Origin of the sequence: Paenibacillus graminis (assembly GCF_000758705.1) — a bacterium.
GTDB lineage: Bacteria > Bacillota > Bacilli > Paenibacillales > Paenibacillaceae > Paenibacillus_AQ > Paenibacillus_AQ graminis.
The window spans coordinates 3,146,301-3,173,287 of record NZ_CP009287.1; the positions used below are offsets into that span (position 1 = coordinate 3,146,301).

At 52.6% G+C, this 26,987-nt stretch carries 20 protein-coding genes; 18 read left to right on the forward strand and 2 right to left on the reverse strand.

Translation table 11 applies throughout. From position 1 onward, the window contains the following. Positions 1 to 288 precede the first annotated feature (288 nt). A complete protein-coding gene (locus PGRAT_RS12960) occupies positions 289 to 2,988 on the forward strand; it encodes a cation-translocating P-type ATPase (protein ID WP_025708258.1) in 2,700 nt (899 codons plus the stop codon). A 136-nt stretch (positions 2,989 to 3,124) separates the two neighbouring features. On the opposite strand, the gene PGRAT_RS31605 is transcribed toward PGRAT_RS12960, so the two are convergent. Continuing rightward, a complete protein-coding gene (locus PGRAT_RS31605; RefSeq protein WP_025708259.1) occupies positions 3,125 to 4,075 on the reverse strand; it encodes a C40 family peptidase in 951 nt (316 codons plus the stop codon). A 327-nt stretch (positions 4,076 to 4,402) separates the two neighbouring features. Between PGRAT_RS31605 and PGRAT_RS12970 the strand changes: the two genes are divergently transcribed. From PGRAT_RS12970 to PGRAT_RS13025, 12 genes are all read left to right on the forward strand, one after another. Continuing rightward, positions 4,403 to 5,425, forward strand: a complete 1,023-nt coding sequence (locus PGRAT_RS12970) for an ABC transporter substrate-binding protein (RefSeq protein WP_025708260.1) — start codon at positions 4,403 to 4,405, stop codon at positions 5,423 to 5,425. A gap of 68 nt (positions 5,426 to 5,493) precedes the next feature. Then, positions 5,494 to 6,420 carry an ABC transporter permease gene (locus PGRAT_RS12975; protein WP_025708261.1) on the forward strand — a complete coding sequence of 309 codons (927 nt, stop codon included), beginning with the start codon at positions 5,494 to 5,496 and terminating at the stop codon, positions 6,418 to 6,420. Further along, positions 6,407 to 7,201 carry an ABC transporter ATP-binding protein gene (locus PGRAT_RS12980; RefSeq protein ID WP_042268047.1) on the forward strand — a complete coding sequence of 265 codons (795 nt, stop codon included), beginning with the start codon at positions 6,407 to 6,409 and terminating at the stop codon, positions 7,199 to 7,201. The genes PGRAT_RS12975 and PGRAT_RS12980 overlap by 14 nt, the downstream gene beginning before the upstream one ends. Positions 7,202 to 7,421: 220 nt before the next feature. Beyond that, the gene (locus PGRAT_RS12985; RefSeq protein WP_036705359.1) at positions 7,422 to 9,218 is read left to right on the forward strand and encodes a sensor histidine kinase; all 1,797 of its coding nucleotides are present in this window, start codon (positions 7,422 to 7,424) and stop codon (positions 9,216 to 9,218) included. Continuing rightward, positions 9,193 to 10,752, forward strand: coding sequence for a response regulator transcription factor (locus PGRAT_RS12990; protein ID WP_025706185.1), 1,560 nt, complete (start codon positions 9,193 to 9,195; stop codon positions 10,750 to 10,752). Before PGRAT_RS12985 ends, PGRAT_RS12990 begins: the two co-directional genes overlap by 26 nt. Before the next feature lie 148 nt (positions 10,753 to 10,900). Then, positions 10,901 to 12,226 carry an ABC transporter substrate-binding protein gene (locus PGRAT_RS12995; protein WP_025706186.1) on the forward strand — a complete coding sequence of 442 codons (1,326 nt, stop codon included), beginning with the start codon at positions 10,901 to 10,903 and terminating at the stop codon, positions 12,224 to 12,226. Between the two features lie 114 nt (positions 12,227 to 12,340). Then, positions 12,341 to 13,237, forward strand: coding sequence for a carbohydrate ABC transporter permease (locus PGRAT_RS13000; RefSeq protein WP_036705361.1), 897 nt, complete (start codon positions 12,341 to 12,343; stop codon positions 13,235 to 13,237). A 3-nt stretch (positions 13,238 to 13,240) separates the two neighbouring features. After that, positions 13,241 to 14,080: a carbohydrate ABC transporter permease gene (locus tag PGRAT_RS13005; protein WP_025706188.1), complete on the forward strand. Its 840-nt coding sequence runs from the start codon at positions 13,241 to 13,243 to the stop codon at positions 14,078 to 14,080. 156 nt (positions 14,081 to 14,236) lie between these two features. Continuing rightward, on the forward strand, positions 14,237 to 15,028 hold the full coding sequence (locus PGRAT_RS13010; protein WP_025706189.1) for an SDR family oxidoreductase: 792 nt from the start codon (positions 14,237 to 14,239) through the stop codon (positions 15,026 to 15,028). A gap of 314 nt (positions 15,029 to 15,342) precedes the next feature. Continuing rightward, a complete protein-coding gene (locus PGRAT_RS13015) occupies positions 15,343 to 16,065 on the forward strand; it encodes an MgtC/SapB family protein (protein ID WP_025706190.1) in 723 nt (240 codons plus the stop codon). An 83-nt stretch (positions 16,066 to 16,148) separates the two neighbouring features. After that, positions 16,149 to 17,138 carry an aldose 1-epimerase gene (locus PGRAT_RS13020; RefSeq protein ID WP_025706191.1) on the forward strand — a complete coding sequence of 330 codons (990 nt, stop codon included), beginning with the start codon at positions 16,149 to 16,151 and terminating at the stop codon, positions 17,136 to 17,138. Positions 17,139 to 17,363: 225 nt separating this feature from the next. Beyond that, positions 17,364 to 19,169, forward strand: coding sequence for an LTA synthase family protein (locus PGRAT_RS13025; RefSeq protein ID WP_025706192.1), 1,806 nt, complete (start codon positions 17,364 to 17,366; stop codon positions 19,167 to 19,169). 155 nt (positions 19,170 to 19,324) lie between these two features. Here the strand turns inward: PGRAT_RS13025 and PGRAT_RS33205 are convergent, their stop codons facing one another. Then, positions 19,325 to 19,657 (reverse strand): hypothetical protein, encoded by a 333-nt coding sequence (locus tag PGRAT_RS33205; RefSeq protein ID WP_156124065.1) that lies wholly within the window; start codon positions 19,655 to 19,657, stop codon positions 19,325 to 19,327. 173 nt (positions 19,658 to 19,830) lie between these two features. Here PGRAT_RS33205 and PGRAT_RS13035 point away from each other — a divergent pair, with 173 nt between their 5' ends. The 5 genes from PGRAT_RS13035 to mmsA all read left to right on the forward strand — a co-directional run bounded on the left by PGRAT_RS13035 (position 19,831) and on the right by mmsA (position 26,986). After that, on the forward strand, positions 19,831 to 20,844 hold the full coding sequence (locus PGRAT_RS13035; protein ID WP_025706194.1) for a substrate-binding domain-containing protein: 1,014 nt from the start codon (positions 19,831 to 19,833) through the stop codon (positions 20,842 to 20,844). Positions 20,845 to 20,868: 24 nt separating this feature from the next. Then, positions 20,869 to 22,731, forward strand: a complete 1,863-nt coding sequence (locus PGRAT_RS13040) for a cache domain-containing sensor histidine kinase (RefSeq protein WP_042266715.1) — start codon at positions 20,869 to 20,871, stop codon at positions 22,729 to 22,731. A 27-nt stretch (positions 22,732 to 22,758) separates the two neighbouring features. Next, a complete protein-coding gene (locus PGRAT_RS13045; RefSeq protein WP_025706881.1) occupies positions 22,759 to 23,997 on the forward strand; it encodes a response regulator in 1,239 nt (412 codons plus the stop codon). 259 nt (positions 23,998 to 24,256) lie between these two features. Next, positions 24,257 to 25,351, forward strand: coding sequence for a multiple monosaccharide ABC transporter substrate-binding protein (gene chvE, locus PGRAT_RS13050; protein ID WP_025706882.1), 1,095 nt, complete (start codon positions 24,257 to 24,259; stop codon positions 25,349 to 25,351). Positions 25,352 to 25,456: 105 nt separating this feature from the next. Further along, the gene (gene mmsA / locus PGRAT_RS13055) at positions 25,457 to 26,986 is read left to right on the forward strand and encodes a multiple monosaccharide ABC transporter ATP-binding protein (RefSeq protein WP_025706883.1); all 1,530 of its coding nucleotides are present in this window, start codon (positions 25,457 to 25,459) and stop codon (positions 26,984 to 26,986) included. Position 26,987 lies beyond the last annotated feature (1 nt).

The window sequence follows — 26,987 nt, forward strand, 5'->3', positions numbered from 1 at the left end:
CTAAATCCTGCGGGAGCGCTTTTTGCCTGTTGTATGGGAAACGATAGAGTCAAAACGGTATCAATTTACAGAGGAAGAGTTGAATTTGAACGGATGGAGCAATTTTAACGCTTTTGGTGATTTCCAGCAGCGCAGCGGATTTCAGAGCTTTATACATGTTCAAAGGGTTTGTGCGCTGAAAACTTTGATATTTCTCCATATGTTCTCAGAATTCTCCGGATATTTTTGGGTAAAACTCCATATAACGAGGAAAGCCTATATTGTGATATAGGGGAAGGAGCTGCCAAATTGAATCCAGATTCTGCAAAAGCACAGGTTAAAGACAGCGTCGCGTACCACACACTAGATACAGCTGAAGTAATGAAAAGACTAAACACCCGGGAACAGGGATTGTCTCCGGATGAAGCCGCACAGCTGCTGGAGCGCCATGGCCGAAATGTGCTGAAGGAAACCCAGACGAAATCGCTGCTGGCCAAATTTATTGAGCAGTTCAAAAATGTAATGATATTTATACTGCTGGCCGCAGCTGTCTTATCGGGAATTCTGGGCGAATGGACAGATACAGTCATCATATTGCTGGTTGTTATCTTGAATGCGGTGCTGGGTGTCATTCAGGAAAATAAGGCTGAACAGGCGCTGGAAGCGCTCAAAAGCATGTCATCGCCGCTGGCCAGAGTCCGCCGGGGAGGGCAGGTTGCCGAGATCAAAAGTGAAGAGCTGGTGCCGGGGGATATTGTTCTGCTTGAAGCCGGTAATGTAGTCCCAGCCGACGTAAGACTGCTGGAGACGGCTTCACTGCAGACGGAGGAGGCTGCGCTGACCGGAGAGTCTCTGCCGTCGGATAAACAGGCTGGCGAGCTAGAGGGCGAGGATCTGGTGCTGGGCGACCGGACGAATATGGCTTATATGAGCAGCAGCGTGACCTATGGCCGGGGTGTCGGCGTGGTGACAGCGACGGGGATGGAGACAGAGGTTGGAAGAATCGCCGGATTCATCTCGGAGGCGGACTCCGATGTCACCCCCTTGCAAAAGAAACTGGATGAGCTGGGGAAATATTTCACCTTCATCATTCTGGGAGTTTGTGTAGTTATTTTTGCCGTTGGTTTGCTGGAAGGCCGGGAGCTGCTGGATATGCTGCTCACATCTATATCACTTGCAGTAGCTGCTATTCCTGAAGGGCTGCCGGCAATCGTAACCATTATTCTGGCGCTTGGTGTGCAGCGGATGGCCAAACGCAAAGCGATTATCCGCAAGCTTCCGGCGGTAGAGACGCTGGGCAGCACGGAAATCATCTGCTCCGACAAGACCGGAACGCTTACACTGAACAAAATGACGGTGGAGAAGCTGTATGTAGACGGGCAAAAGGCCGATGCCGGCTCGTCTATAGCCGGGCTTCCCGGCAGTGAACGGCTGGTTCAGGCGATGACGCTCTGCAATGACTCCAGCATCGACGAAGGCAAAGAGACGGAACAGACCAAAAGCGGCAAAGCTATCCTCGGCGACCCGACAGAAACCGCGCTTGTGGACTATGCGCTTAGCATAGGTACGGACAAAAGGGAGCTGGAGAAAAAATATCCGCGCAAGGGCGAGCTGCCCTTCGATTCGGACCGCAAGCTCATGACAACAATCCATGAGGTGGAAGACGGCCGGTTCCGGGTGCTGACCAAAGGCGCTCCCGATGTGCTCCTCTCCAGATGCAGCCACATCTATGCAGACGGAGAAGTGATTCCGCTGACGGAAGAGCACTCCCGCCGGATTACGGAGAACAACAAAGCACTGGCCGATGAAGCGCTGCGGGTGCTGGCCTTTGCCTTCCGGGATCATGACCGGCTGCCGGCTGAGATATCTACCGAGAAGACCGAACGTGAGCTGGTGTTTGCGGGACTTGTCGGCATGATCGATCCGCCGCGCGAAGAAGTGCGCGATGCTGTAGCGGTCTGCCGCAAGGCGGGAATACGTCCGGTAATGATTACCGGTGACCACCGCGATACCGCTGCCTCCATTGCCATCAGGCTGGGGATTATCGAGGATGATAAGGCTGTACTCACGGGGCGCGAGCTGGATCAGATCAGCGAGGGGGATTTTGCCGGGAAGGTCAGTGATTACTCTGTCTACGCCCGGGTCTCCCCGGAACATAAGGTGCGGATTGTCAAAGCGTGGAGACAGAAGGGTAAAATCGTGGCGATGACCGGTGACGGTGTCAATGATGCGCCAGCACTCAAGGCAGCAGACATCGGGGTCGGCATGGGAATCACGGGGACCGATGTCGCCAAGGGAGTATCCGACATGGTGCTGGCTGATGATAACTTCACGACCATTGTGGTGGCGGTTGAAGAAGGCCGCAAGGTATACAGCAACATCCGCAAATCGATCCAGTTCCTGCTCTCCGCCAATCTGGGCGAGGTGCTTACCCTGTTTATTGCCACCATGATTGGCTGGCGCATCCTGGAGCCGATCCATATTCTCTGGATCAATCTGGTGACAGATACCCTGCCTGCGCTGGCACTGGGTCTGGAAAAGGCGGGAAGCGATGTGATGGCGCGAAAACCCCGCAAATCCAGCAGCAGTATTTTTGCCGGAGGGGTCGGGTCGGGGATTATCTATCAGGGGATCATTGAAGCGGCTTTGACACTGCTTGTCTATTATTGGGCCCATACCCATTACAACGAAGGTGTTGCGGTTACTATGGCTTTTGCAACCCTGGGCCTGCTGCAGATTACCCATGCGTTCAATGTCAGATCAAACACCAAGTCACTGTTCCAGATCGGCTGGTTCACGAACCCTTATATGCTTGGCGCTTCTGTAATTTCCGGCCTTCTACTGGTGCTGGTCATTATCATTCCGGGACTGAATGAATGGTTCGGTGTAAGTCATCTGAGCGGTTTGCAGTGGGGGATTGTCTGTGGTGCTGCCGCAGCGATTATAGTCATTGTAGAACTGGTGAAGATCGGGCTGCGAATCAGCGGGAAAAGCAAAACTTGGGACTGATCTGGCTGAATCACATGATCGCGATATTTGCGTGAAGCTAAAGTTCGTAATATTTAAAAAATGCAAGGAGATTCTGACTTCGGTTGTCCGAAGACTTGAATCTCCTTGCATTGTTGTTAGGGGCAAGCTGCGGCGGTTACAGCACTCTCTGCATATGCAGGATGACATTGCTCCAATAGCCGCTGTCCAGGTCGCTGATCTGTACGCCCGGATCACCCCAGGTGTGAATGAACTTGCCGTCGCCGATGTAGATGCCGACATGTCCCGGAACCGCATCACTCTCGAAACGCCCGGGCACTGTGAAGAAGATAAGGTCGCCAATTTCAAGTTCACTGCGGATGACCCGTCTGCCCAGATTATCCTGGTCTTTGGCTAGACGGGGCAGATCCACCCCGAATTTTTTGAAGACATGCCGGGTGAACGAGGAACAGTCGAACCGGTGGGTCTCTTCGTACGGGCCTGCACCGAATTCATAAGGGACGCCCAGGTACTTTTTGGCGTAGGCAACGAGTTCGCTGCTGTCCCCAGCAGACAGGCTCTGAATATGCAGGGACTTTGGCTGTTCAGCTGTTCCTGAATTCATCCCGGTACTTGTCCCGGTAGTTCCATTGTCCTTATGATCCGAAGGGGAAGCGACGTTGATCTCACCCGTACTAGGATTCCAGCCGACCTCCGTTTGCAGCAGCTTGGATAATGCAGTGGGAGTTATATAAATCTGGCCATTCCTGCGCACCGGGGCATCCGGCAGTGTTATCTTCTGTCCCAGGGAGAACACCTGGGTTGAATCCGGCTGAAGCATAAACATAACATCGGTATAACCGATTTTGGCATAACCGCCGCTGGTGGTATCATCCTTCATCCGGTAGCCAATGGACGCTGCTGCAGGTTTCAAAGGAATCCAGTATTTTCCCTGGCTGTCGGTGAAGGAGGATTTTTCATAGTAGCTCCCCGAAAGGGAACCGGCAGGGGTCATTGAATTGACCTTTGGCTTCTGGTCGGTTTTATTGTAGCTGCAAGCGGTGACAGATACCATGGCCGAAGCCAGCAAAACAGCGGCAGCTATGGATTTTACAGGTTTCAAGGTCATTTTGGCACGCTCCATGTTCAAACTGTAATTAAAGTTTGCGCGCACGCAGTTTTTTTTATGTAGAAGGAATGTAGGCAATCTATGTCAAAGGAACGCTGCTGAAGCTGTTCATTGTCCATCTTTGTGCGTTTATTGTAAATTGTGGTGGTACCATAATGATTGACGGAAAATCAACCTTTATATAAGATAAGTTTATTATAGTTACGATTTGGCGGGTTTCGCGGGAGCTTTTTGCTTTAACGCTTTTATAGATAAAAGCAATAATGCTGAGTCGCTACTACCGGGGCACGCGCTGAATCCGTAAAAAGAAGAAGAGGGGTTTATAGGATGAAAACAAAAAAAATATGGCTTGGTCTAAGCCTAAGTCTGATGCTGGCGGCTACCGCCTGCGGTACAAACAATAAAACGGCAGACTCGGGAAGCTCTGACACGAAGTCCTACAAAATTGCCATCTCCCAGTACGTGGAGCACCCTTCGCTGGATGCAACCAGAGAAGGATTCCTGGCAGCGCTGAAAGACGCCGGAATCGTGGAAGGCGAGAATCTGAAGGTAGATCTGGAGAATGCCCAGGCAGACGCATCCAATAACCTGTCCATCGCCCAAAAGATTGCCGCAGACAAAAATGACCTCGTGCTGGGGATCGCCACACCTTCGGCACAAGCTTTAGTACAGGCGGGAGGCAAGGACACACCGGTTCTGTTCGCGGCTGTAACCGATCCGATCGACGCCAAGATCGTAACGGATCTTGAGCATCCCGGCGGCAATGTATCCGGAGCTTCAGACACTAACCCGGAGGCAACCACCCGCCTGATGACGTTTATTTCCGAACAGTTCCCAAATGTCAAAAAGCTGGGCCTGATCATCAATGAAGGGGAACCGAATGCGGTGGTTATGGCTGATACTGCCAAAAAAGAGCTGGACAAGCATGGCATCGAGCTGGTAAAGGCTGCTATCACTAACACTTCAGAAGTAAAGCAGGCGGCGGAGTCGCTTGTTGGCCGTGTGGACGCTCTGTATATCACGCTGGACAACTCGGTCGTTAGCGCAGTTGACACGATCATTCAGACGGCTAATGACAACAAAATCCCATTTTTCTCCGCAGACCGTGATACGGTGGAGAAGGGGGCTTTTGCAACTGTGGGCTTCAAATATTATGATCATGGCTACCAGGTAGGCCAAATGGCTGTAGAGGTGCTGAAGAACGGTGCCAAGCCGGGCGACATGAAGGTGGCTATGCAGGAGAAGCTGGATCTTATCATTAACTTAAAAGCAGCTGCGGCGCAAGGTGTTGAAGTGACGGATGCCATGAAGGCGGAAGTCTCCGATCCAGACAACAATATTATTCAATAAATTATAGACATTATAATGGGGTGCTTCCGCAAGGAACGCCCCTTGCCGCTTGAGGGAGGAAGTCAGCGATGGTTGATTCAATACTTGGAGCCGTGGAAATGGGCTTGCTGTATGCTTTTATGGCTTTAGGGGTATATATTACATTCCGTATTCTTGATTTTCCGGATTTGACTGTGGATGGAAGCTTTACGACTGGCGGAGCAATTGCCGCAGTGATGATCACGCATGGCTATTCACCTTGGCTGGCGACGATCTGTGCGCTTGCCGGCGGAATGGCAGCAGGGATGTGTACCGGACTGCTGCACACCAAGGGTAGAATTAATGGTCTGCTGTCCGGGATTCTGATGATGATTGCACTCTATTCCATTAACCTGCGGATTCTGGTGAAGCCCAATGTGTCACTCATGGGTGAGGATTCTTTATTTACCTCCATGAACCCGCTGCTGGTGATGCCGTTTGTGATGATTGCCGTCAAAATCCTGATGGATCTGTTCCTGCGTACCGATCTGGGTCTGGCCCTGCGGGCAACCGGAGACAATGCACGGATGATCCGCAGCTTCGGTGTTAACACGGATACGACAACCATTCTTGGAATCAGCCTGTCCAATGGGATGGTGGCATTATCGGGTGCCCTGATCGCGCAATATTCTTCCTTTGCCGATTCCACAATGGGGATAGGCATGATCGTCATCGGGCTGGCTTCGGTCATTATCGGCGAGGCGATTTTTGGAGCGGGGAATGTGTTCCGGGCAACCCTGGCAGTCGTCCTGGGCTCCATCGTCTACCGTATCGTTGTAGCGCTGGCCCTGCGGGTACCTTGGCTGCAGGCTTCGGATCTGAAGCTTATTACCGCAATCATCGTTATTATTGCACTGGTCTTCCCGTCCATCCAGCGTTTCATGAAGCAGAACCGTTTGGCGCGCAGACGCAGCATGGAGCTTGCGAATCAGGCACTGACCAGCAAGAAAGGGGGGGCAGCCGATGCTAAAGCTTGACCATGTCTCCAAGCTGTTCAATCCGGGCACCCCGGATGAGAAAATCGCGCTGCTCGGTATTGACCTCGAGCTGCGGGCCGGAGATTTCGTAACCGTTATCGGCAGCAATGGTGCCGGCAAGTCCACACTGATGAATGTGATTTCCGGCGTAATGAAACCTGATCTTGGGGAAGTGCGCATTGAAGGCAATCCGATCAGCGGGCAGTCCGAATTCCAGCGGGCCCGCTGGATCGGCCGGGTCTTTCAAGATCCAATGGCCGGAACGGCTCCCCATATGACGATCGAGGAGAATCTGGCGATGGCCTACAAGCGGGGCCAGGGCCGGGGCTTGTCCTTCGGCGTCTCGGCTGCACGCCGGGCCCTGTTCCGGGAGCAGCTGAGCCGGCTTGGCATCGGCCTGGAGAACCGGCTGCGGGCCAAGGTAGGCCTGCTCTCCGGTGGAGAGCGGCAGGCGCTGAGCCTGCTTATGGCGACCTTCACCCAGCCGCAGATTCTGCTGCTGGATGAGCACACGGCAGCGCTTGATCCCGCGCGCGCAGAACTGATCACCCGGTTAACCGAGTCCATTGTCCGCGAGCTGAAGCTGACAACACTGATGGTTACCCATAACATGGAGCAGGCCATCCGCCTTGGAAACCGGCTGATTATGATGGACAAGGGCAGCATTATTCTGGATATCGATGAAGACCGCAAGCAGGATCTTACGGTAGAGCGGCTGCTCGGTGAATTCGAGGGCATCAGCGGACATAAGCTGGCAGATGACCGGATGATGCTCGGGTAAGTATTGCTTGGCCTAGAGATCAATCAAAAACTTGGAATGCAGTCGAAGGTGACTGCTTTTCCAAGTTTTTTTGGTTTATATTTCCATGGAGGGCACTTTGGATTAAGATATAATCAAATGTAATAGTTCACATTATGCTTTACCATTTTAGTTTTTGCTGAAACACTTAAGTCCATCGTTATACGTTTGAAGAATCCACAGAGAATGCAGAGGGAGCGGGATGTTGTTGGATAAAAATAAGAGCGCTTTCAAAAATCCGGGAATCTTTAAGAAAATGATTATGCTGATTTCGTTTTTGCTGCTGCTGTCTTTTTTGTTCTCGTTAATCTTTCTCCAATACGTCTACCGCATTTATGACCACCAGATTTACGGGAAGGCATCGGAGGTGCTGGGGATGTCCTCGGTCAGTATCGAAAACGGGCTGAAGGAGCTGGAACAGCTGTCATTTGCGGTGGTGTCGGATGAACAAATTCAGAACTGCCTGCGGCAGCTTTTGGACCATCCTTCGCCTTACGAGAGGCAGCTGCTGCACAACAAGATTATTAACCGGCTGGTAGCCTTTGCGGGTGCAGAGAAATATGTATATTCGATGATTCTAATGGATACCAATGACGGTGTCATGACGGCCGGCAACCGGGAGTGGCTGTCTGAAACCCTGCAGGATCAGCTCAAACCGCTCGCCATCGCAGGTGCCGGCAGCAACATTTGGTTCACACAGGGGAGCAAGAACTCACTGCTCGCAGTGCGGCAGATTAAATCGTATACCGGGTCCGCCTTCACCCTGGATAATCTGGGAACCCTGGTCATCCGTATCCGCGTCGAGCGGATTATTGCTGACAGCACCAGCTTCGCCGAGGATGGCGGACAGCTGATTGTGGTGGATAAGGGAACCGGGCGATCCGTTTATCCCGGAGAACCGCTGCTGCTCCCCAAGGAGCTGGCCAGGGAAGTACAGCGCCCTGAAGCGTATAGGACCGTCCGCTACAGCACGGGCACGTATTTTGTAACCAAGACAAATTCCTCTTACATGGACTGGACCTATATCAATGCTACTCCATTCAATGAAATGTTCAGGCAAATCACGTTTGTCAAAAGGCTGGTTGTGATTAGCTTTGGCTGCATCCTGCTGCTGGGTCTTCTGCTGGGGTACAGGCTAGCACGGAGCATAGTGCGCCCCATCTCCAAGCTGACGGAGAAGATGCAGCGGATCGAGAAGGGGGACCTCGACAATCTGGAGGAGCAGGCGCTGGGGTTTGTCTCGCAGACTGCGCAGGATGAAGTGAGCCAGCTGAACCGGACCTTCAAAATGATGATCCGCCGCATCCGGGAGCTGATCGATGAGAATTATGCCAAGCAGCTGGTGATCCGGGAGACTGAATTGAAAGCGCTTCAGGCACAGATCAATCCCCACTTTCTGTACAACACGCTGGAATCCATCAATTGGCTGGCGAAGGTCAACAGGCAGAAGCAGATATCAGAAATGGTCGAGGCGCTGGGCTTCCTGCTTCGCAGCTCCATCGGACTGAAAGATCCGCTCATTTCCTTGGAAAAGGAGCTGAACATCGTCCGCAGCTATGTGATTATCCAGCAGACGCGCTTTGAGGAACGGCTTGATTTCCGGCTGGATGTGCCGGATGGCCTGCTTGATGCGCTGATTCCCAAGCTTACACTGCAGCCGCTGGTGGAGAACGCGATCCGTTATGCGCTGGAGCCGAACATCGAGCCGTGCATCATTTCCATTTCCATTTCCCGCAGGGAGGATGGTCTGGATCTGCGGGTCAGTGACAACGGGCCGGGCATGAGCGCTGAATTCATCCGCGAGCTGAAGGAGGGCCGGATTCAGACACGGGGCGAGGGTATTGGACTGGCGAATATCACGGAGCGCATCCAGATTGTTTTTGGACAGGAATGGGGAACAGAGATTGAGAGCAGACCGGGCGGAGGCACGGCGATTCTGGTGCATATCCCGTATGTGAGAGGAGAATACAGACATGTACAAATTACTGCTGGTAGATGATGAACGCCTGATTCTGGAAGGGATTTCCCAAGTGGTGGATTGGGCCCGGGCGGGCACGGAGCTGGCGGGTACGGCACGCAACGGGATCGAAGCGCTGGAACAAATCGATCGGCTTAGCCCGGACATTATAATCACTGATATTTCCATGCCCGGGCTGGATGGGCTTGGGCTTGTGGAGCGTTGCAGTGTTAGGTATCCCGGGATCAAGTTTGTAATGCTGACCGGATACAAGGATTTCGATTATGCCTGCAGTGCGATGCAGCACGGAGTGAGGCATTATCTGTTGAAGCCCTGCAATGAGCAGCAGATTCATGAGGCGCTGACCGAGCTGGTGCAGGAGCTGAACGAACGCCATAGCAGGGAGCAATTCATTACCGAGACGAAGCATCGGCTGATCAAGGTGCTCCCGCATGTCAAAGCGCAGTTTCTGAAGGAATGGATATCCAACAAAACCTATGGCAGTCATGACCTGGACTACTACCAGGAATTGTTCGGCATGGAGCTTGGAGGAAAAAATGTGCGGCTGATCCTGTTCAGACTGGAGGAATCCTTTGAGTATGAGCATTTGTTCGCCCTGCAAAATATTGCCGGGGATATGCTGAGCGAAGTGCTTCTCAGCACGACTATCGGCTCACAGCTGCTGATCCTGCTCGAACAAACGGAAAACGCGGGCAATCAGTGTGATCTGCTGGAACGGATTGCCGGGGTGAAGGAGACCTTTTATAACTTTTACAAAATCCATGCAACGATCGCCGTCAGCGACAAGGGACGGATGACCCAATCGCGCAGTCTCTACCGGCAGACGCTTCAGTGTATGAATCACCGCTTTTATCTGGAAGAAGGCAGTCTGATTACCGGAAGCGACATTCCTGCAGATGAACTCAGCGGACGCCATGAAATGGATCTCGGAGAGGAACAGATTTGTCTGCTGATCAAGGCCGGGGATCAAAGTGCTGTGAAGAAAGAGCTGGAGCGGTTATTCAACGAACTTAGGGACCAGCGGTTTGATATCAATGTGACCCGTTCCTATGTGCTCCAGCTGTATTCAGCCCTGATCCGGCTCTGCAGTCCAGGTGAACGAAGCAGGTTTACATCAGGACTCGCAGAGCTGGCAGGGCTAGGTACACTGGGGAGTCTCAAGGAGAGTGTCATGAAGGCGGCAGAACGCCTGACGGCTATGTATGACCGCCATTTCGTCAGCCGCCAATCTTCCATTGTGGATGCAATGCTGCGGATCATTGAGGCGGATTACGGCAACTCGGAGCTGTCGCTCGGCTCGGTGGCTGCGGAGATGCTGTACATGAATCCCGATTACCTCGGGAAGATTTTCAAAAAAGTGACCGGCGAGAAGTTCTCCAATTACGTCACCAACTACCGCATCGGCAAAGCCTCCGAGCATATTCTGCACAGCGGCGATGTGAAGGTGTTTGAGCTGGCCGAGCTGTATGGCTTTGGCGGGAACGCCCAGTATTTCAGCCAGGTGTTCAAGAAGGTTACCGGAAAGACACCAACGGATTTTATGAAGCCGCAGTAGGGACAATCCCGTTTGAACCTGATTATTGAACAAAGATGACGGTTTTTTGTATTCAAGAAAGCGGCGGAATTTGCGAAAATTTACATATGGAAGCGTTGCCAGTAATACTGGACTTCCTGCTCATCATTCGAAAAGGGGAGATATCCAATTGAAAAAAAGATTCGCATTATTGGCTGTTCCGATGCTGCTGTCCATGCTTGCCGGATGCGGCGGCAACAATAACAGCACCCGCGATACCGCATCAACCCATGCAGCCGCCAACCAGCCAGCTTCGGCAACGGCGGCAAGTTCTTCGGACCCTGTAACGCTGCGCATCGCCTGGTGGGGCGGGGATACACGCCATTCGTATACACAGCAGGTCATTGATATGTATGAAGCCCAGAATCCCAATGTCAAGATCGAGCCGGAATATGCATCGTTTGATGACTACTGGAAAAAGCTTGCTCCCCAGGCAGCGGCCAACCGCCTCCCCGACATTGTGCAGATGGACGTGTCCTATATTAATCAATATGGCTCTAACGGCCAGCTGGAAGATATGACACCATACTTGAATCAAACGGTTCAGGTGGGGGATGTCAATGAAAACGTGCTGGGTACCGGCAAAATTGACGGCAAGCAGTACGGCATCCCGCTGGGCGTCAACGTGCTGGGCTTTCATTATGATCCCGCGCTGCTGAAGAAAGCCGGCGCAGACTCGATTCCTGACAACTGGACCTGGGACCAATACAAGGAGATTGCTATGAAAGCCAAGGCCGCCGGGCTCTATATGGACTCCTCGATGGCGGCGGATATTTTTTTTAACTACTATCTGCGCACCAAAGGACTGTCGCTCTACAACACTGACGGCTCCGCGCTAGGATATGATGACGATGCGCAGTTCAGTGACTTTTTTGGCATGCTCTCTGATCTGATTGCCCAAGGAGCTGTACCTTCACAGGACAAACTGAGCCAGAACAAGGGGGTTATTGAAGAGGCGGATGTTGTGAAGGGAACCGGAATCGGCATCTGGCAGTGGTCGAACCAGTATGTGGCGCTGCAAATCGCAGTAAACCGTCCGATGGAGCTGGCCCCAATGCCTGGACCGGATATGGAAAAAGGCCTGTATATGCAGCCAAGCATGTACTGGTCGGTCACAGCCAACTCCAAAAACAAGGAGGAAGCCGCCAAATTCATTGACTTCTGGACCAACAACGTTGAAGCCAACAAGCTGATCAAGGGTGAGCGCGGCGTGCCGATTTCGGGCAAAATCAAAGATTCCCTGGCTGCGGAATTAACCGAATCCGGCAAGCAGGTGTTCAAGTTCGTCGCCGATATGGAGCCAAAAACCTCTCCGATGAGTCCTCCTGTTGGCTCGCCTGAAGTCGTTGCCCTGCTGACCGACCTTGCGGAGCAGATGAACTTCGGGCAGATCACGCCGGATGCAGCAGCCGTGCAGTTCCGTAAAGAAGCCAGCGAGATTCTTGCGAACCGCTAAAGATTTTAATGGGGCATACCATACTGTGAATTCTAACTGGATTGGAGTTGGAGAACCTTGGGTTTAAGCAATCCTACTACGACGAGTCCACGCGCCTGCAGAACGAAGAAACCGCTGGGCCAGCGGCTGCGCAAGAATCTGACGGGCTACGCCTTTATCAGTCCGTTCATTATCGGCTTTCTCTGCTTTACACTGGTGCCGATGGCCATATCCCTTTATCTGTCTTTTACCAAATATAATCTGTTCGCTCCGCCGTGCTCGATCGGGTTCGACAACTATATCAAAATGTTTACCGGTGATCCTAAATATGTGCATTCTCTGAAAGTCACGTTGCTGTATGTGTTCATCGGTGTGCCGCTCCGGCTGGGCTTCGCCTTGTTCGTAGCCATGATTCTGAATACCAGGTCCAGGATGGTGGGAGCGTACCGCACGGTATATTACCTCCCTTCCATCATCGGGGGCAGCGTGGCTGTCTCCATCATGTGGCGCAATATTTTTAGTGATACCGGAATTATCAACGGCATGCTGGGTTTCTTCGGCCTGGGCCCTGTAAGCTGGTTCGGCAACCCGAATGCTGCGCTGTTCATGCTGATTACGCTGTCTGTCTGGCAGTTCGGGTCCTCCATGCTGATTTTCCTGGCTGGTCTGAAGAATATTCCGGGCGAGATGTATGAGGCAGCAAGTGTGGATGGGGCAGGCTTTTTCCGTAAATTCTTCAAAATCACCCTGCCGCTGCTCAGCTCCGTCATCCTGTTCAATATGGTCATGCAGACCATCAGCGCATTTATGACCTTTGTGCCTGCTTATATCATTTCCAAAGGCGAGGGCGGTCCCATGGACGGAACAATGCTCTACTCCTTGTATTTATTCCGCCAGGCCTTCATGTTCAACAACATGGGATATGCCTCGGCCATGGCCTGGGTGATGCTGCTGCTGGTTGGCATTATGACCGGCATTCTGTTCAAAACATCCAAAGCGTGGGTCTTCTACGAATCGGGAGGTGGAAAGTGAGCCATGGCTAAGATTAAACTTAAATGGCCTATCTATCATATTCTCATCGGCGGACTCGCTATTATCATGCTGTACCCGATACTTTGGATGGTCCTGAGCTCCTTCAAGGAGAGCCGTCTTGTATTTGTGACCGCGCAGACCCTGCTTCCGCATCCCTGGGAATGGGGCAATTACGCCAAGGGCTGGGAAGGGGTAGCCGGATACTCCTTCGGTGTCTTTATCAAGAACTCCTTTGTTATCGTTATCGTGGCTACGTTCGGCGCGGTTTTCTCATCATCGCTGGTGGCGTTCGGCTTTGCCCGCAACAAATTTATCGGCCATGGCCTCTGGTTCGGGATCATGATGATGACGCTGATGCTGCCTGCAGACGTCGTGCTGGTTCCGCAATATATTATTTATACGAAGCTGAACTGGCTCGACAGTATCCGGCCCATTGTCATTCCGCAATTCTTCGGAGTTCCGTTCTTTATCTTTCTGATGCTGCAGTTCATCCGCACCATTCCCGCCGAGCTGGATGAAGCGGCAACGATCGACGGCTGCGGCAAATTCAGGCTCTACTATAAAATCATTCTTCCGCTGATCCGCCCGTCAATGGCAACGGCGGCGATCTTCTCCTTTTACTGGCGCTGGGAGGATCTGCTGGGACCTGTGCTGTATCTCAATTCACCTTCCAAATATACCGTGTCCATGGGGCTTAAAATGTTCCTCGACAGTGAGTCCGTATCCAACTGGGGTCCGATGTTCGCTATGTCCGTCCTGAGCCTTACACCGGTCATACTGATTTTCTTCATCTTCCAGAAGCAGATTGTAGAGGGTATCAGCACCAGCGGTCTGAAGGGCTAGCCGGTCCTGAGCGTGGATTCTTGGCCGGAGGACAGCTAGAAGCGGTTCATTTGAAGTTATCAGCCATGCTGCCGATTCACTTCCTGGTATGCGAGGTAAAGGTTAGGGAAACAACTTAACTTGAAACTGTAATAACTATAGGGAGGGACTTCGAGCATGGCAGATAAAAAGTTGGAAGGCAAAGTGGCAATCGTCAGCGGCGGCGGGTCGGGCATCGGACGGGCGTCCGTACTGGCTTTTGCCCGCAGCGGGGCAAAGGTCGCAATGCTTGACCGGACAGTCGAGAATGCCGAGAAGGTTCGCAAGCAGGTGGAGGATGAAGGCGGTGAGGCAGTCGTCATCGAATGTGACATTGCTGAGCCGCAGCAGGTCGAAGCCGCTGTGAAGCAGGCCGCTGAAAAATGGGGCAGGCTCGACATTGTTTTCGCCAATGCCGGTATTAATGGAGCAATGACCCCCATTGAAACCATGGACATTGAGTCTTGGGACCAGACCATGAACATCAACCTGCGCGGTACCTTTGCCACTGTCAAATATGCGATTCCATATTTAAAAGAAAACGGCGGGAGCATCCTGATCAACAGCTCGATTAACGGCAACCGCGTCTTTTCGAATATCGGCTTTTCGGCCTACAGTACGACTAAAGCCGGACAGACCGCTTTTATGAAGATGGCTGCCCTGGAGCTCGCACAATACAAAATCCGCGTCAATGCCATCTGTCCGGGTGCGATTAGAACGAATATCGACGACAACACCTATCCGTCCGAAGATTTGAAGGAAGTACAGATTACCGTGGAATTCCCGGATGGCGGGGAGCCGCTGGAGAAGGGGCCGGGCCGGCCCGACCAGGTCGCCAGGCTGGCATTGTTCCTGGCTTCCGATGATTCAGATCACATTACAGGCACAGAAATCTATTGTGATGGCGCCGAGTCGCTGCTGCACGGGTAACCTCTTCTAAGCACGTGTAAGGAAGCATATCTTTAATTTAAAGGTCGGCCCAAAGAAACGGATTCCGTCCCCTGCGCCATGCACAGCCTATCAGGCTGGAAAGCATCTGCAGAGGGCGGGGATGCCGTTTTTTTGTTCTAATTATATGAGACTTATTTGCAGCATTTTAAAAATATGTTGAATTTATATGCTTCACGCAACAAATATCCCTTGTATTTCTCGATGAACGGTACCGTCCTTAAAAAGGACGACAAAGCCGTTTCCACTTGAGGTATACTTATCCTATCGTCTTAGAAGAGAGGGCACTTATGAACATGGATTTTAACCTGCATATGGAATCAATTGTTAAGCTGCTTGTGGCCATGCTGTTCGGGCTGTTCATCGGGATTGACCGGCAGTTGAAGCAGAAGCCGCTGGGGATCCGGACCAGTATGGTCATCAGTATTGCGAGCTGTCTGGTTACACTCGTCTCCATTCATGCCTACGACAAATTCGGCGGGCCGGATCATCCGAATATGGACCCGATGCGTCTTGCGGCTCAGATTGTCAGCGGGATCGGGTTCCTGGGTGCGGGTGTCATTCTCCGCCGGGGCGGGGACGCTATTTCGGGACTCACTTCCGCGGCGCTGATCTGGACGGCGTCCGGTATCGGAATCGCAGTTGGGGCAGGTTTTTATGTGGAGGCAGGGTACGCGGTAGTGCTGCTGATGTTCGCTGTTAATGCCGTTCCGCATCTGATCAAGCTCATTGGACCTGAGGTGCTGAACAAGCATGAAATCTCCGTCAAAATCATTATGGAACACAATTATGTGCTCACCGATGTCATTCAAAAAATTGAAGAGCGCCATGCCGTGGAATCCCCGAAATCGAAGAAGAACGGAAGAACGATCCGGCGGATGAAAATTAAGGATCTGGATGACGGGAGACAAATGATCGATATGGTGATTTCCGCACCTGACCGGGATTATGCAACCGAAATCTATTATGATGTGAAGAAGATTGAGCATGTAATGAGCGTAGAAGTTGAACAGTTGTAAAAATGCCATATTCCCTCCTGGACAGATGTGGTAATCTATCTAGGAGAGAGTCATTTTGAGATTATGGAAGGGAGAAACATAAAATGTCAATTACTGCTTACGAAGGTCTATACGAAGGAGAGGCCGCGGTCTGGCTGAAGGCCGGCCGGTACGAAGCGGCCATCCTGCCCGGCATCGGCGGCAATCTGATCTGCTTCCGCGATACCGAAAACGGTTACCGTTTTCTGCATGAGCCGGGTGCCGAAGAAATGGAAGCGTTTAAGGCCAACCCAGGGATTCACGGCATTCCGGTGCTGTTTCCGCCGAACCGTTACGAGGACGGAGAGTTCCCGTGGAATGGACAAACCTACCGCTTCCCGGTAAATGAAGAAGCTACAGGCAATCATCTGCACGGGTTCCTGCATACAGCGGCATGGGAGGTTGTGGAATTCGGCAGCAGTGTAAGCGAAAGCTTCGTCACGGTTGCCATTAAGGTGGATGAGAACCATCCGTCCTATCAATACCTGCCGTTCAAATATACAGTCAAGCTGCGCTACAGCCTGGGGGAAGCCGGTTTGTCCCAGCAGCTGCTGGTGCATAATGAGGGTGAGGAGCTTATGCCTTGCCTGCTTGCTTTTCACACTGCGATTAACGCACCCTTCGCGCCGGGAAGCACAGCACAGGATTACCGCGTAAAGCTGACCATCGGCAACCGCTGGGAGCTCAGCGACCGCATGCTGCCGACAGGCTCGTTTCAGGAGCTGACTGCAGACGAGATTGCGCTGCGTGATGAAGGCTTGTATCCATTCTATGCGCCCATGGACAACCATTACACCGCTGCCGCCCGGAACGGTCGCAACCGCATGGAGCTTACGGACAGCAAAGCCGGAGTTACTCTTGTATACGATGTAGGCACTTCCTATAAGCAATGGATGATCTGGAACAATGGCGCAACCGAAGGTTTCTTCTGTCCGGAGCCGCAAATCAATCTGGTCAATGCACCGAAGGTGGATCTTCCCGCCGACGAGATCGGCTTGTTCGGCCTTGAGCCGGGCGAATATTGGGAAGAAACCAGCCGTATTTATGTAAAATAAACTGCTGGACCGGCAGGGTTCAGCCAGTATAATTGCGAATGGGGTGCAGCGAAAGTGGCTGCGCCCTTTTTTTTGCACTGGTCCACAAGAGCGAACTCGGAAAGTCACCAAAAGGACAAAATTTTAAGTTCAATTTACATAGGGTTAATTTTGTGAGTATATTTTAATGCTCCTTTAAGCTAGGAGGCGTATACTGTACGTTTAGTACAGATAGGGGTGAAAGCAATGCGTTATTTTAAGCCTTCCAAAAAATTGGGATATCTGCTGCTCGGCTTGCTGCTGGGCGGGTTTGTGCTGAACTTTTTTATTCAAGCTGCTTCACTGGATATGAATTTCATGAGTGTGCTGAATTGGATCGGAAAGTCTTATTGGCTGTATGTGGGCGGCAGCTTGTTTTTTTTCTTTGTGCTGCTGGCTTTTTCGGCAATATTGCCCAATCTGTACCTGGGGCCGGCGGTTGGATTTCTGCTGGTGCTTCTGCTCGGCATCGCCAACTACAAGAAGCAAAGCACTACAGGAGAGCCGCTGTTTCCCTGGGATCTGATGCTGGTGAAGAACGCCGGAGAAATGAGTAAAATCACCAAAGGCATGATTTCGCCGCTGGCGGTTGGACTGGCAGTGCTGGTGGTTGCGGCCATAATCTGGCTGCTGCTCAAGCTGCCACGGATCAGAGTTCAGCTGCCGCTTCGGCTGCTGCTTACTGCGGTGTCTGCCGGGATGATTGCCGGTTTTATTGTGATGGTCAGCGGGCAGACCACGTTCGCCTCTTCTCTGAATTACCAGAATATTTTCTGGAATCAGAAGGTCAATTACTCGCAGAATGGGTTTGTGTTCGCTTTTACCGGGAATCTGCGCCAGAATCTGCTGGAGCAGCCGGAGGGTTACAGCCGGGAGTCGGTAGAAGCCATTGCAGCTAAATACAGCGCTTTGCCGGAAACGTCCTCTGCGCAGACAATGGTGGAACAGCCGAACATCCTGTTCATGATGGATGAAGCCTTTTTTGATCCCACCCGGCTGCCCGGCATTACCCTTAGTGATGATCCGCTAAAATTCATTCATCAAGCGGAAGGCGCCACACCGTCAGGTTACCTGCTCTCCCCCGAGTTTGGCGGCAATACGGCGAATGTGGAATTTGAGGCGCTGACGGGCCTGTCGATGTATTTTCTGGGGGACGGTTCGATTCCTTACCAGCAGCGGGTAGTCAAAATGTCCTCGCTTCCCTCGATCGTCAGCATTCTGAAAGAGAGGGGTTATCAGGCGCTCGCCGTGCATCCGTTCGATGAGACCTTCTATAACCGCAACAGGGTCTATCCGGTGCTGGGGTTTGACCGCTTCACGAGCGAGAAGGATCTGCAGGATGCCGAGCGGATCACACCGGATGGTTATATATCAGACAAAGCCGCTGTACAGGAGGCTATCCGTGAGCTGAAGGCGGCAGACACACCAACTTTTTTGCATATGGTCACAATGCAGAACCATTTCCCGTTCACCAAAGGCCGGAACGGCCCGAATACCATCACTGCGCAAGGTGTGCAGGCCGCCTGGAAGGATGAGCTGGAAACCTATGTACAGGATACCAAGCTGACAGACGAAGCGCTGTCTTATCTGCAGCAGGAGCTGAAGACCATTGAGCAGCCTACAATTGCTGTCTTCTGGGGAGACCATCTCCCGGCGCTGCCTGCGGGAATCTATACAGATGCGGGCTGGGATCAGCAGCTGCGGCTGAAGCATGAGACCAAGCTGATGATCCTCGCCAATTTTGATATCGGCCATAACCCGCTGGGGACGCTCAGCCCCGCTTACCTTGGACCTGCCGTGTTTAAGCTGTCAGGCCAAAAGCTGCCGACTTACTATAAAATGCTGGAACAAGTACGCGCGCAGCTTCCCGGCCTGAGTAAAAATGTGCTGGTCGGCGCTTCCGGCGAACTCGTTAGTTTGACTCCTGAGCAGCAGGCGCTGCTGGAGGATTACCGGATGGTAGAGTATGACCTGCTGGAAGGCGAAGGTTATGCTGCAGATCTGATGTTCTGACCGGAAGGGAATCCGCTTAGGAAGATGCGTTAAATAGAAATGATGCTCCATACATGAGGACTCTGCTGCGAATGGCGGAGTTCTTTTTTTGTAGTTTGGGAATTATAAGTTTTTCTGCTGTAGGAAAGTTGAGTATAGGAATAAGGGGCATTTGACTAAAGGACGAATGTGGACGGATTCACCAGCAGAAATGCCGTTGCTGGAGCACGAACGGCTGGTTTGTCTGGAAACAACGGCAGAAATGCCGTTGTTGGAGCACTGACGGCTGGTTTGCCCGCAAACAACGGCAGAAATGCCGTTGCTGGAGCACGAACGGCTGGCTCGCCCGGAAACACCGGCAGAAATGCCGTTGTTGGAGCACGAACGGCTGGTTTGCCCGCAAACACCGGCAGAAATGCCGTTGCTGGAGCACGAACGGCTGGTTTGCCCAGAAACAACGGCAGAAATGCCGTTGTTGGAGCACTGACGGCTGGTTTGCCCGCAAGCAACGGCAGAAATGCCGTTGTTGAAGAGCCGGAGGCTGGTTTGTTCTATCTCTTGGTCCGGCAGGAAGGTTCTGGTACTATCATTGACGGAATAAGCAACTGGTCTTAACATATGAGGGTAGGCACCGACCTTGAAGAATGTAGTGGTTATCCTTAGTTATGAAAGGGGTTACATGTTGAAAAAGCTGGGGCTTGTCTATGTGCTGCTGATTGGCCTTTTCCTGATTTATGTGTTGAATTATAAGCTGCACCCTGATCCTGCAGACCCATGGGAAACCGCCGGCCTGCGCGGCAATATTGAAGATAAATACGTGATGGTTACGTTCCAGAGCGGCATCGATTACTGGAAAAGCGTGCTGAAAGGCTTTGAGGATGCGGCAGAGGAGCTGAACGTATCTGTCGAATACCACGGCTCTACCCAGCATAATGCCAGTGAGCAGATGACGGTGCTGGAGCAGACAATTGCCAAAAAGCCTGCGGGAATCGCTATTTCAGCGGTGAATTCCAAGCTGCTGACGGCGACGATCAACAAAGCGGTGGAGAGCGGGATTCCGGTGGTGCTGTTTGACTCAGGGGCCCCGGACAGCAAAGCTTATTCTTTTCTGGGTACGGATAACTTCAATGCCGGGGCCGAAGCAGCGCGTAAAATGGCTGAGCTCACCGGCGGCAAAGGTAGCGTAGCCATCATTACAACCCCTGACCAGCATAACCATCAGGAACGCACCGGTGGATTCAGCCACACGATCCGCAGTGAATTTCCGGAAATGAAGCTGGTTTCGGTCAAGGACGGCCACGGAGACCAGGTGGCTTCCAGGCAGGCGGCAGAGGAGCTGTTGTCCCAGTATCCTAAGCTAGAAGGGATTTTTGCCACGGAGTCAAATGGCGGAATAGGCGTGGCCGAAGCGGTGCAGGCGCAGAAGGGGAGCGGTTCAACGCTGCAGATCATCAGCTTCGATACGGATAAGGGGACCCTCGACCTTGTAAAAGAAGGCAGAATTGCCGCGACTATGGCGCAAGGCACCTGGAATATGGGCTATTGGTCCCTGACCGAGCTGTTCCGTTTGCACCGTGATTTACAGGAAGATCCTGACGCCTATGAAGGCAGCAAGCCGCTGCCGGTGCCGGACAAGGTAGATACAGGGATTGATGTGGTGACCCGGGCTAATGTGGACAATTACTATGCCAAGTAGAGAGCCTATGGGAAGGAGCAGCAGATGCGCAAGAGTGGCCTGAACATGGAGAAGCTGAAGCTGAACAACCTGCCGATCCGCTATAAGCTGATTATTCATTTTCTGTTGATCAGCATTCTTCCTTCGATCGGACTTGGGCTGCTGATTGGCTGGACGGTCGACCGGAATGTGGAAGAGCGGACTAATGAGAACACGGTGCAGCTGATCGGCAAAGTCAACGCCGCACTGGAGAATGAGGTGGAGAATCTGCAGAAGATCACCTATCTGATCTCTTTTGATCCCGGGGTGCAGGCCTTTCTGAACGGCTCCATCCAAGATCCGGTGCAGGCTGTCAAATGGGCCGCTGGCGGAGAGCCGGCGGAATATAACATCCGCAAATTTCTTCAGGGCTTCACTACACTCAGCTCTGAGATTGCCGGAATCATGCTGGTGAACCGGGAAGGCGATTTTATCAGCAATGAGATGTACACCCGGCCCGGTACCCTTGTAACAGACGAAGCCTGGTACAGGGAAGCAGCAGCCAATAAAGGGATCTTCAAAATCATCGGCCACCCTTATGGACGTGCGGTAATGTCGCATGTGGACTATAAGGAAAGCGAGGTTGTATCTGCCGTAAGAGCCATTATTGATCCGGAGACGCAGGTGGTTCAAGGGGTCGTGCTGGTCGATTTGAAGCTGCGGGTGATTGCCGAAACGGCCAGAGATGTTACGCTGGGCAAAACCGGCTATCTGACCGTCGTTGATGGCAGCGGGGAGATGATCTATGCTCCGCAGCATCCGATTATGAAAACGATCCCGGAGGGATTGTTCACCGAAACCTCCGGCATTACCTCAGGGACTGTAGCGGGACGCAAGCTGCAGTTGATCTACAGAACCTCGCCTTTTACGGGTTGGACCACGATGGGTGTCTTCCCGATGGAGGAATCGGCGTTTGGGGTACGGGAGATTACCTTTAATGTGGTTACCTTTGTATTTATCGTCTGCATGCTGGGGATGACGGCCTCGTTCTATCTGGCCTATTCGATATCCCGCCCGATCGGCCAATTGGCCTCCTTTATGAGCAAGGCGCAGTCCGGTGATCTGACGATCCGCTACTGGGGCAGCCGCTCCGACGAAATCGGCCTGCTCGGACGCAGCTTCAATTCGATGCTGGCCCAGATTGCCCGGCTGCTCTCGCTGACCGAGCTGCAGGCCCGGCAGAAACGGGAAGCGGAGCTGCGCAGCCTCCAGGCTCATATCAAGCCCCATTTTCTCTATAACACGCTGGATACGATTCACTGGATGGCCCGCAGCAAAGGGGCGGAGGATATTGCCGAGGTGGTTCAATCCTTATCCAAGCTGTTCCGGCTGGGGCTTAGTAAAGGGAGCGATCTTGTTCCGCTGTCCGATGAGCTTGAACATATGGTAAGTTACCTGAAAATCCAGCAGGTCCGGTACAGCAGCAAGCTGGCCTACAGCATTGAAGTGGAGCCGCAGCTTCACGAACTGTACGTGCTCAAGCTGCTGCTGCAGCCGATTGTGGAGAATGCGATCTATCACGGCATCAAGGAGCGGCGGGGTCCAGGGCATATTTCCATTGAGGTGGTCCAGCAGGAGGGAGACTTATGCTTAACGGTTCGCGATGATGGGGCAGGGATAACACCGGAACGGCTCTCTATTCTGAAAGAGCGTCTTGCCGCCGTCGGCAGGAATACCGGTGAGGCTGCAGAAATAGAACAGCCCATGCCGGGAAGTGCGGGCAGCGGCTATGGGATTCTGAATGTGCAGGCCCGCATCAGACTCACTTACGGCGAACCCTATGGACTCGAAATTGAAAGTGAGCGCGGAGCGGGAACGGTAGTGACTGTACGGCACCCGGTTGTTCATAACAGCTATCCGGATAATTAATTGGAACCGAAAGGAGCCACTGAAACCATGGATTCCTGGAAAGTCATAATTGCCGATGACGAAGCGATTATCCGTGACGGAATTAGGCAATGTGTGGACTGGAAAAGCTTAGGCCTGCAGGTTGCAGCCGAAGCGGAGGACGGCGAGGAAGCGCTGGAACTGGCTGTCCAGCATGAAGTACACATCGCGCTGGTCGATTTGAACATGCCGATCATGCATGGCATTGAACTGATGAAGCGGCTCCGGGAACAGCTTCCTGACTGTAAAATCATCGTCATCACCGGCCATGATGAATTCTCCTATGCCCAGGAATCGATCCGTCTGCAGGTGAATGATTATATTCTCAAGCCTGCCGAGCCGAAACAGCTGATGCAGGTGCTTCGCGGAGTAAGGGATCAGCTGATAGCGGAGAAGCAGAAGAATCAGCACCTCCAGCAGGCTTCCCGGCAGATACTGAAGAACTTTCCGCTGCTGCGGGAACGCTTCTGCCAGGAATGGCTGGACGGTAATTTGAGCCGGAGTGAGATCATGGAGCAGCTCCGCTTCCTGCGGCTGCCGGCGGAGTGCCCGGAGCTGGTCGGCATGATCCGCTGGAGATGGGAAGCGCAGCACTCCGGGCTGCAGGAGAAGGAGCGGCAGCTGTTTCTTTTTGCCATAGAGAATATGGTGACAGAGCTGCTTCAGGATTATCCTGAAGTCATCTTCAGGGATGCCGCCGGTCTGATCGTCATTCTCCTGTGGGATGCGGCCGGGGAAGCGGTGCTGGCCGGGGTTGAAGCCGTGGTGCGAAGCCATCTCAAGATCGCTGTGGAAGTCGGCACCCAAGCCGTTGAAGGCGATGTCACCGGGCTGGCAGCCGCCTACCGCAAATGCAGAGTGAACCTGTCCAGAGAACAGCCATTGTCTCCGCTGGTCCGCAGAGCAAGGCAATATGTGCTGGAGCATTTTAACGAATACGGGCTTACGCTTGAATCCATTGCCGGCAATCTTCAGGCCTCGCCGGTCTACCTCAGCCGCCTGTTCAAGCAGGAGCTGGGAGCATCCTTTGGCACGTATCTGACTCAGACCCGCATCCGCAAGGCGGCGCAGCTGCTGCATTCCACAGAGCTTAGTATGAGCGAAGTTGCTGAACGCACAGGCTACGAGACCCAGCATTATTTCAGTACAGCCTTCAAGAAGCAGACGGGTGTATCCCCGCTGCAATTCCGCAAAGGGGTGCTGCCCGGCGAGGAGGGCCGTGGAGCCCGTAACGAAGAACGCGATTGAAACTCATATTCTGCCAAAGAAACCGCATGCGGATAATTCCGTATGTGGTTTCTTTTTGCAGGGACACCTCTTAAATCCGCATATAGGTTAAATTTGGACAATTAAATTACAATTTCTGAAAACGCTGACAAAAGTTCTGATTTTATAAAAACAGTAGCTTGAGTGTAAATACGGCCCCCTGTCCCCCTTGCTATACTCAACTTGTCAAACGGGCGGAGCCGCCCGGGACACCAGAAAAGTTCAGGGGGTAGCGCAGATGATGAAAAAATATTCATGGATTATGCTGGCATTGGCACTTGTACTGATTTTATCCGCATGCGGCAATAATGGCGGAAACAGTTCCGGCGGAAGCACGGATGGGGCGAACGGGAAAGTGGGTATCGCGATGCCGACCAAGTCCTCGGAACGCTGGGTGAATGACGGCAACAATATGGTTAAAGAGTTCGAGAAGCTGGGTTACGGTACGGATCTGCAATATGCGGAGGATGTCGTAGAGAACCAGGTGTCGCAAATTGAGAATATGATCACCAAGGGCGTGAATGCCATTGTCATCGCATCGATTGACGGTGAAGCCCTGACAGATGTCCTGCAAAAAGCGCATGATGCGGGTGTGAAAGTGATCGCGTATGACCGCCTGATCAAGAAGAGCGAATATGTCGACTACTACGCCACCTTTGATAATTTCAAAGTCGGAGTTCTGCAGGGCTCTTACATCGAAGAGAAGCTGGGACTCAAAGAGGGCAAAGGGCCGTTCAACATTGAGCTGTTCGGCGGGTCGCCGGATGACAACAACGCCTACTTCTTTTTTGACGGGGCCATGTCGATCCTGAAACCCTACATCGATTCCGGCAAGCTGGTTGTCCGCAGCAAGCAGACGACGATGGACCAGGTAGCTACCCTGCGCTGGGACGGCGCGGCTGCACAATCACGGATGGATAATCTGCTGAGTGCCAATTATGCCAGCGACAACCTGGATGCGGTGCTTTCCCCTTACGACGGCATCAGCATCGGGATTCTTTCTTCTTTGAAGGGTGTAGGTTACGGGTCAGGCGACAAGAAGCTCCCGGTTGTTACCGGACAGGACGCCGAGCTGGCCTCCGTGAAATCGATACTGGCAGGAGAGCAGACACAGACTGTATTCAAGGATACCCGCGAACTGGCCAAAAAAGCGGTGGAAATGACGGAAAGTGTATTGAAAGGCACGGAAGCGGAAGTCAACGATACTACCACCTACGATAATGGGGTCAAAATTGTACCGTCCTATCTGCTTGAGCCGGTCTCTGTAGATGCCGGCAATGTGGATAAGGTACTGGTAGACGGCGGCTATTATACCAAAGAACAGCTCGGCGAATAGCCGGCTGGAACGCTTTTGGCGGTGCTGCGGCGGCAGTTCATTATAGTGGGCTGCCAGCCGCAAAAACCGCAGCTACAGTCACAAAGAAAGCTGGGTGAGAAGCGGATGAGTGAGATTATTTTGGAAATGAAGGGCATTACCAAAACTTTTCCCGGAGTCAAGGCCTTAGCCAATGTGAATCTGCAGGTGAAGGCTGGCGAAATTCACGCGCTCTGCGGTGAAAACGGGGCCGGGAAGTCCACCCTGATGAAGGTGCTGAGCGGTGTCTATCCGCATGGAACGTATGAGGGGGATATTTTATTCCAAGGACAGGTCTGCCAGTTCAAGGACATTAAAGATAGTGAAAGCCTGGGGATTGTCATTATCCATCAGGAGCTGGCATTGATCCCCTATCTGTCGATTTCGGAGAATATTTTTCTCGGCAATGAACAAGCACGGCATGGGGTGATCAACTGGAACGAGACGACAGTGAAAACCAAGGCGCTTCTGCAAACCGTCGGCCTGAGTGAACCGCCGTTCACGCAGGTATCGACGATAGGAGTCGGCAAGCAGCAGCTTGTGGAGATCGCCAAGGCGTTGTCCAAAGAAGTGAAGCTGCTCATCCTAGATGAACCGACAGCTGCGCTGAATGAGGATGACAGTGAGAATCTGCTCACGCTGATTTTAGAGCTGAAGAAGCGCGGGATTGCCTCCATTATCATTTCCCACAAACTGAATGAAATCGGGAAGGTGGCGGACTCTGTGACCATTTTGCGGGATGGCCAGACGATTCGCACCCTGGATATGAAGCAGGATGAAGTTACCGAGGATGTCATTATCAAAGGCATGGTGGGCCGCGATTTGACCAACCGTTATCCGGAGCGGACGCCGGACCTGGGAGAGACCATTTTTGAAATCCGTGATTGGGAGGTATACCACCCCACACAAGTTGACCGCAAAATGCTCGACAAGATCAATCTGCATATCCGGCGCGGGGAAGTGGTTGGCATAGCAGGGCTGATGGGAGCAGGACGGACGGAGCTGGCGATGAGTGTGTTCGGCAAATCATACGGCAAACGGATCAGCGGCCAGTTATACATGCATGGCAAAGAGGTTCATCTGAACGACATCAACAAAGCGATCGACAGCGGGTTGGCCTATGTGACCGAGGACCGCAAGCATTACGGATTGATCTTAATCGATGATATCAAACGGAATATTTCACTCAGCAGCCTGAAGAAGCTGTCCCGCCGGGGAGTGATCAATGAGAACGAGGAAGTGCTGGTTGCCGAGGAATACCGCAAAAAGCTGAATATCAAGACGCCGAGCATTTTACAGAAAACCGTAAATCTGAGCGGCGGCAACCAGCAAAAGGTTGTCCTCAGCAAATGGATCTACGCCCAGCCGGATATCCTCATTCTCGATGAGCCTACGCGGGGAATCGATGTGGGGGCTAAATACGAAATTTATTCGATTATTAATGGGCTGGCGGCGGAAGGCAAAGGGGTGCTGGTCATCTCGTCCGAGCTGCCGGAGATTATCGGGATGTGCGACCGGATTTATACGATGTGTGAAGGCCGCATCAGCGGTGAGGTGGAGCGGCAGGACGCATCGCAGGAGCTGCTCATGAAATATATGACACGAAGCAGGGGGTAAC

Excerpts from the sequence above, each read along its gene's own strand:
- PGRAT_RS12970 (WP_025708260.1), top strand. The coding sequence starts at position 4,403 with ATGAAAACAAAAAAAATATGGCTTGGTCTAAGCCTAAGTCTGATGCTG.
- PGRAT_RS12975 (WP_025708261.1), top strand. The coding sequence starts at position 5,494 with ATGGTTGATTCAATACTTGGAGCCGTGGAAATGGGCTTGCTGTATGCT.
- PGRAT_RS13020 (WP_025706191.1), top strand. The coding sequence starts at position 16,149 with ATGTCAATTACTGCTTACGAAGGTCTATACGAAGGAGAGGCCGCGGTC.
- PGRAT_RS12990 (WP_025706185.1), top strand. The coding sequence starts at position 9,193 with ATGTACAAATTACTGCTGGTAGATGATGAACGCCTGATTCTGGAAGGG.
- PGRAT_RS31605 (WP_025708259.1), bottom strand. The coding sequence starts at position 4,075 with ATGACCTTGAAACCTGTAAAATCCATAGCTGCCGCTGTTTTGCTGGCT.
- PGRAT_RS13010 (WP_025706189.1), top strand. The coding sequence starts at position 14,237 with ATGGCAGATAAAAAGTTGGAAGGCAAAGTGGCAATCGTCAGCGGCGGC.
- PGRAT_RS13025 (WP_025706192.1), top strand. The coding sequence starts at position 17,364 with ATGCGTTATTTTAAGCCTTCCAAAAAATTGGGATATCTGCTGCTCGGC.
- PGRAT_RS13045 (WP_025706881.1), top strand. The coding sequence starts at position 22,759 with ATGGATTCCTGGAAAGTCATAATTGCCGATGACGAAGCGATTATCCGT.
- mmsA (WP_025706883.1), top strand. The coding sequence starts at position 25,457 with ATGAGTGAGATTATTTTGGAAATGAAGGGCATTACCAAAACTTTTCCC.
- PGRAT_RS13040 (WP_042266715.1), top strand. The coding sequence starts at position 20,869 with ATGCGCAAGAGTGGCCTGAACATGGAGAAGCTGAAGCTGAACAACCTG.
- PGRAT_RS13005 (WP_025706188.1), top strand. The coding sequence starts at position 13,241 with ATGGCTAAGATTAAACTTAAATGGCCTATCTATCATATTCTCATCGGC.
- PGRAT_RS13015 (WP_025706190.1), top strand. The coding sequence starts at position 15,343 with ATGGATTTTAACCTGCATATGGAATCAATTGTTAAGCTGCTTGTGGCC.
- PGRAT_RS12985 (WP_036705359.1), top strand. The coding sequence starts at position 7,422 with ATGTTGTTGGATAAAAATAAGAGCGCTTTCAAAAATCCGGGAATCTTT.
- PGRAT_RS12980 (WP_042268047.1), top strand. The coding sequence starts at position 6,407 with ATGCTAAAGCTTGACCATGTCTCCAAGCTGTTCAATCCGGGCACCCCG.
- chvE (WP_025706882.1), top strand. The coding sequence starts at position 24,257 with ATGAAAAAATATTCATGGATTATGCTGGCATTGGCACTTGTACTGATT.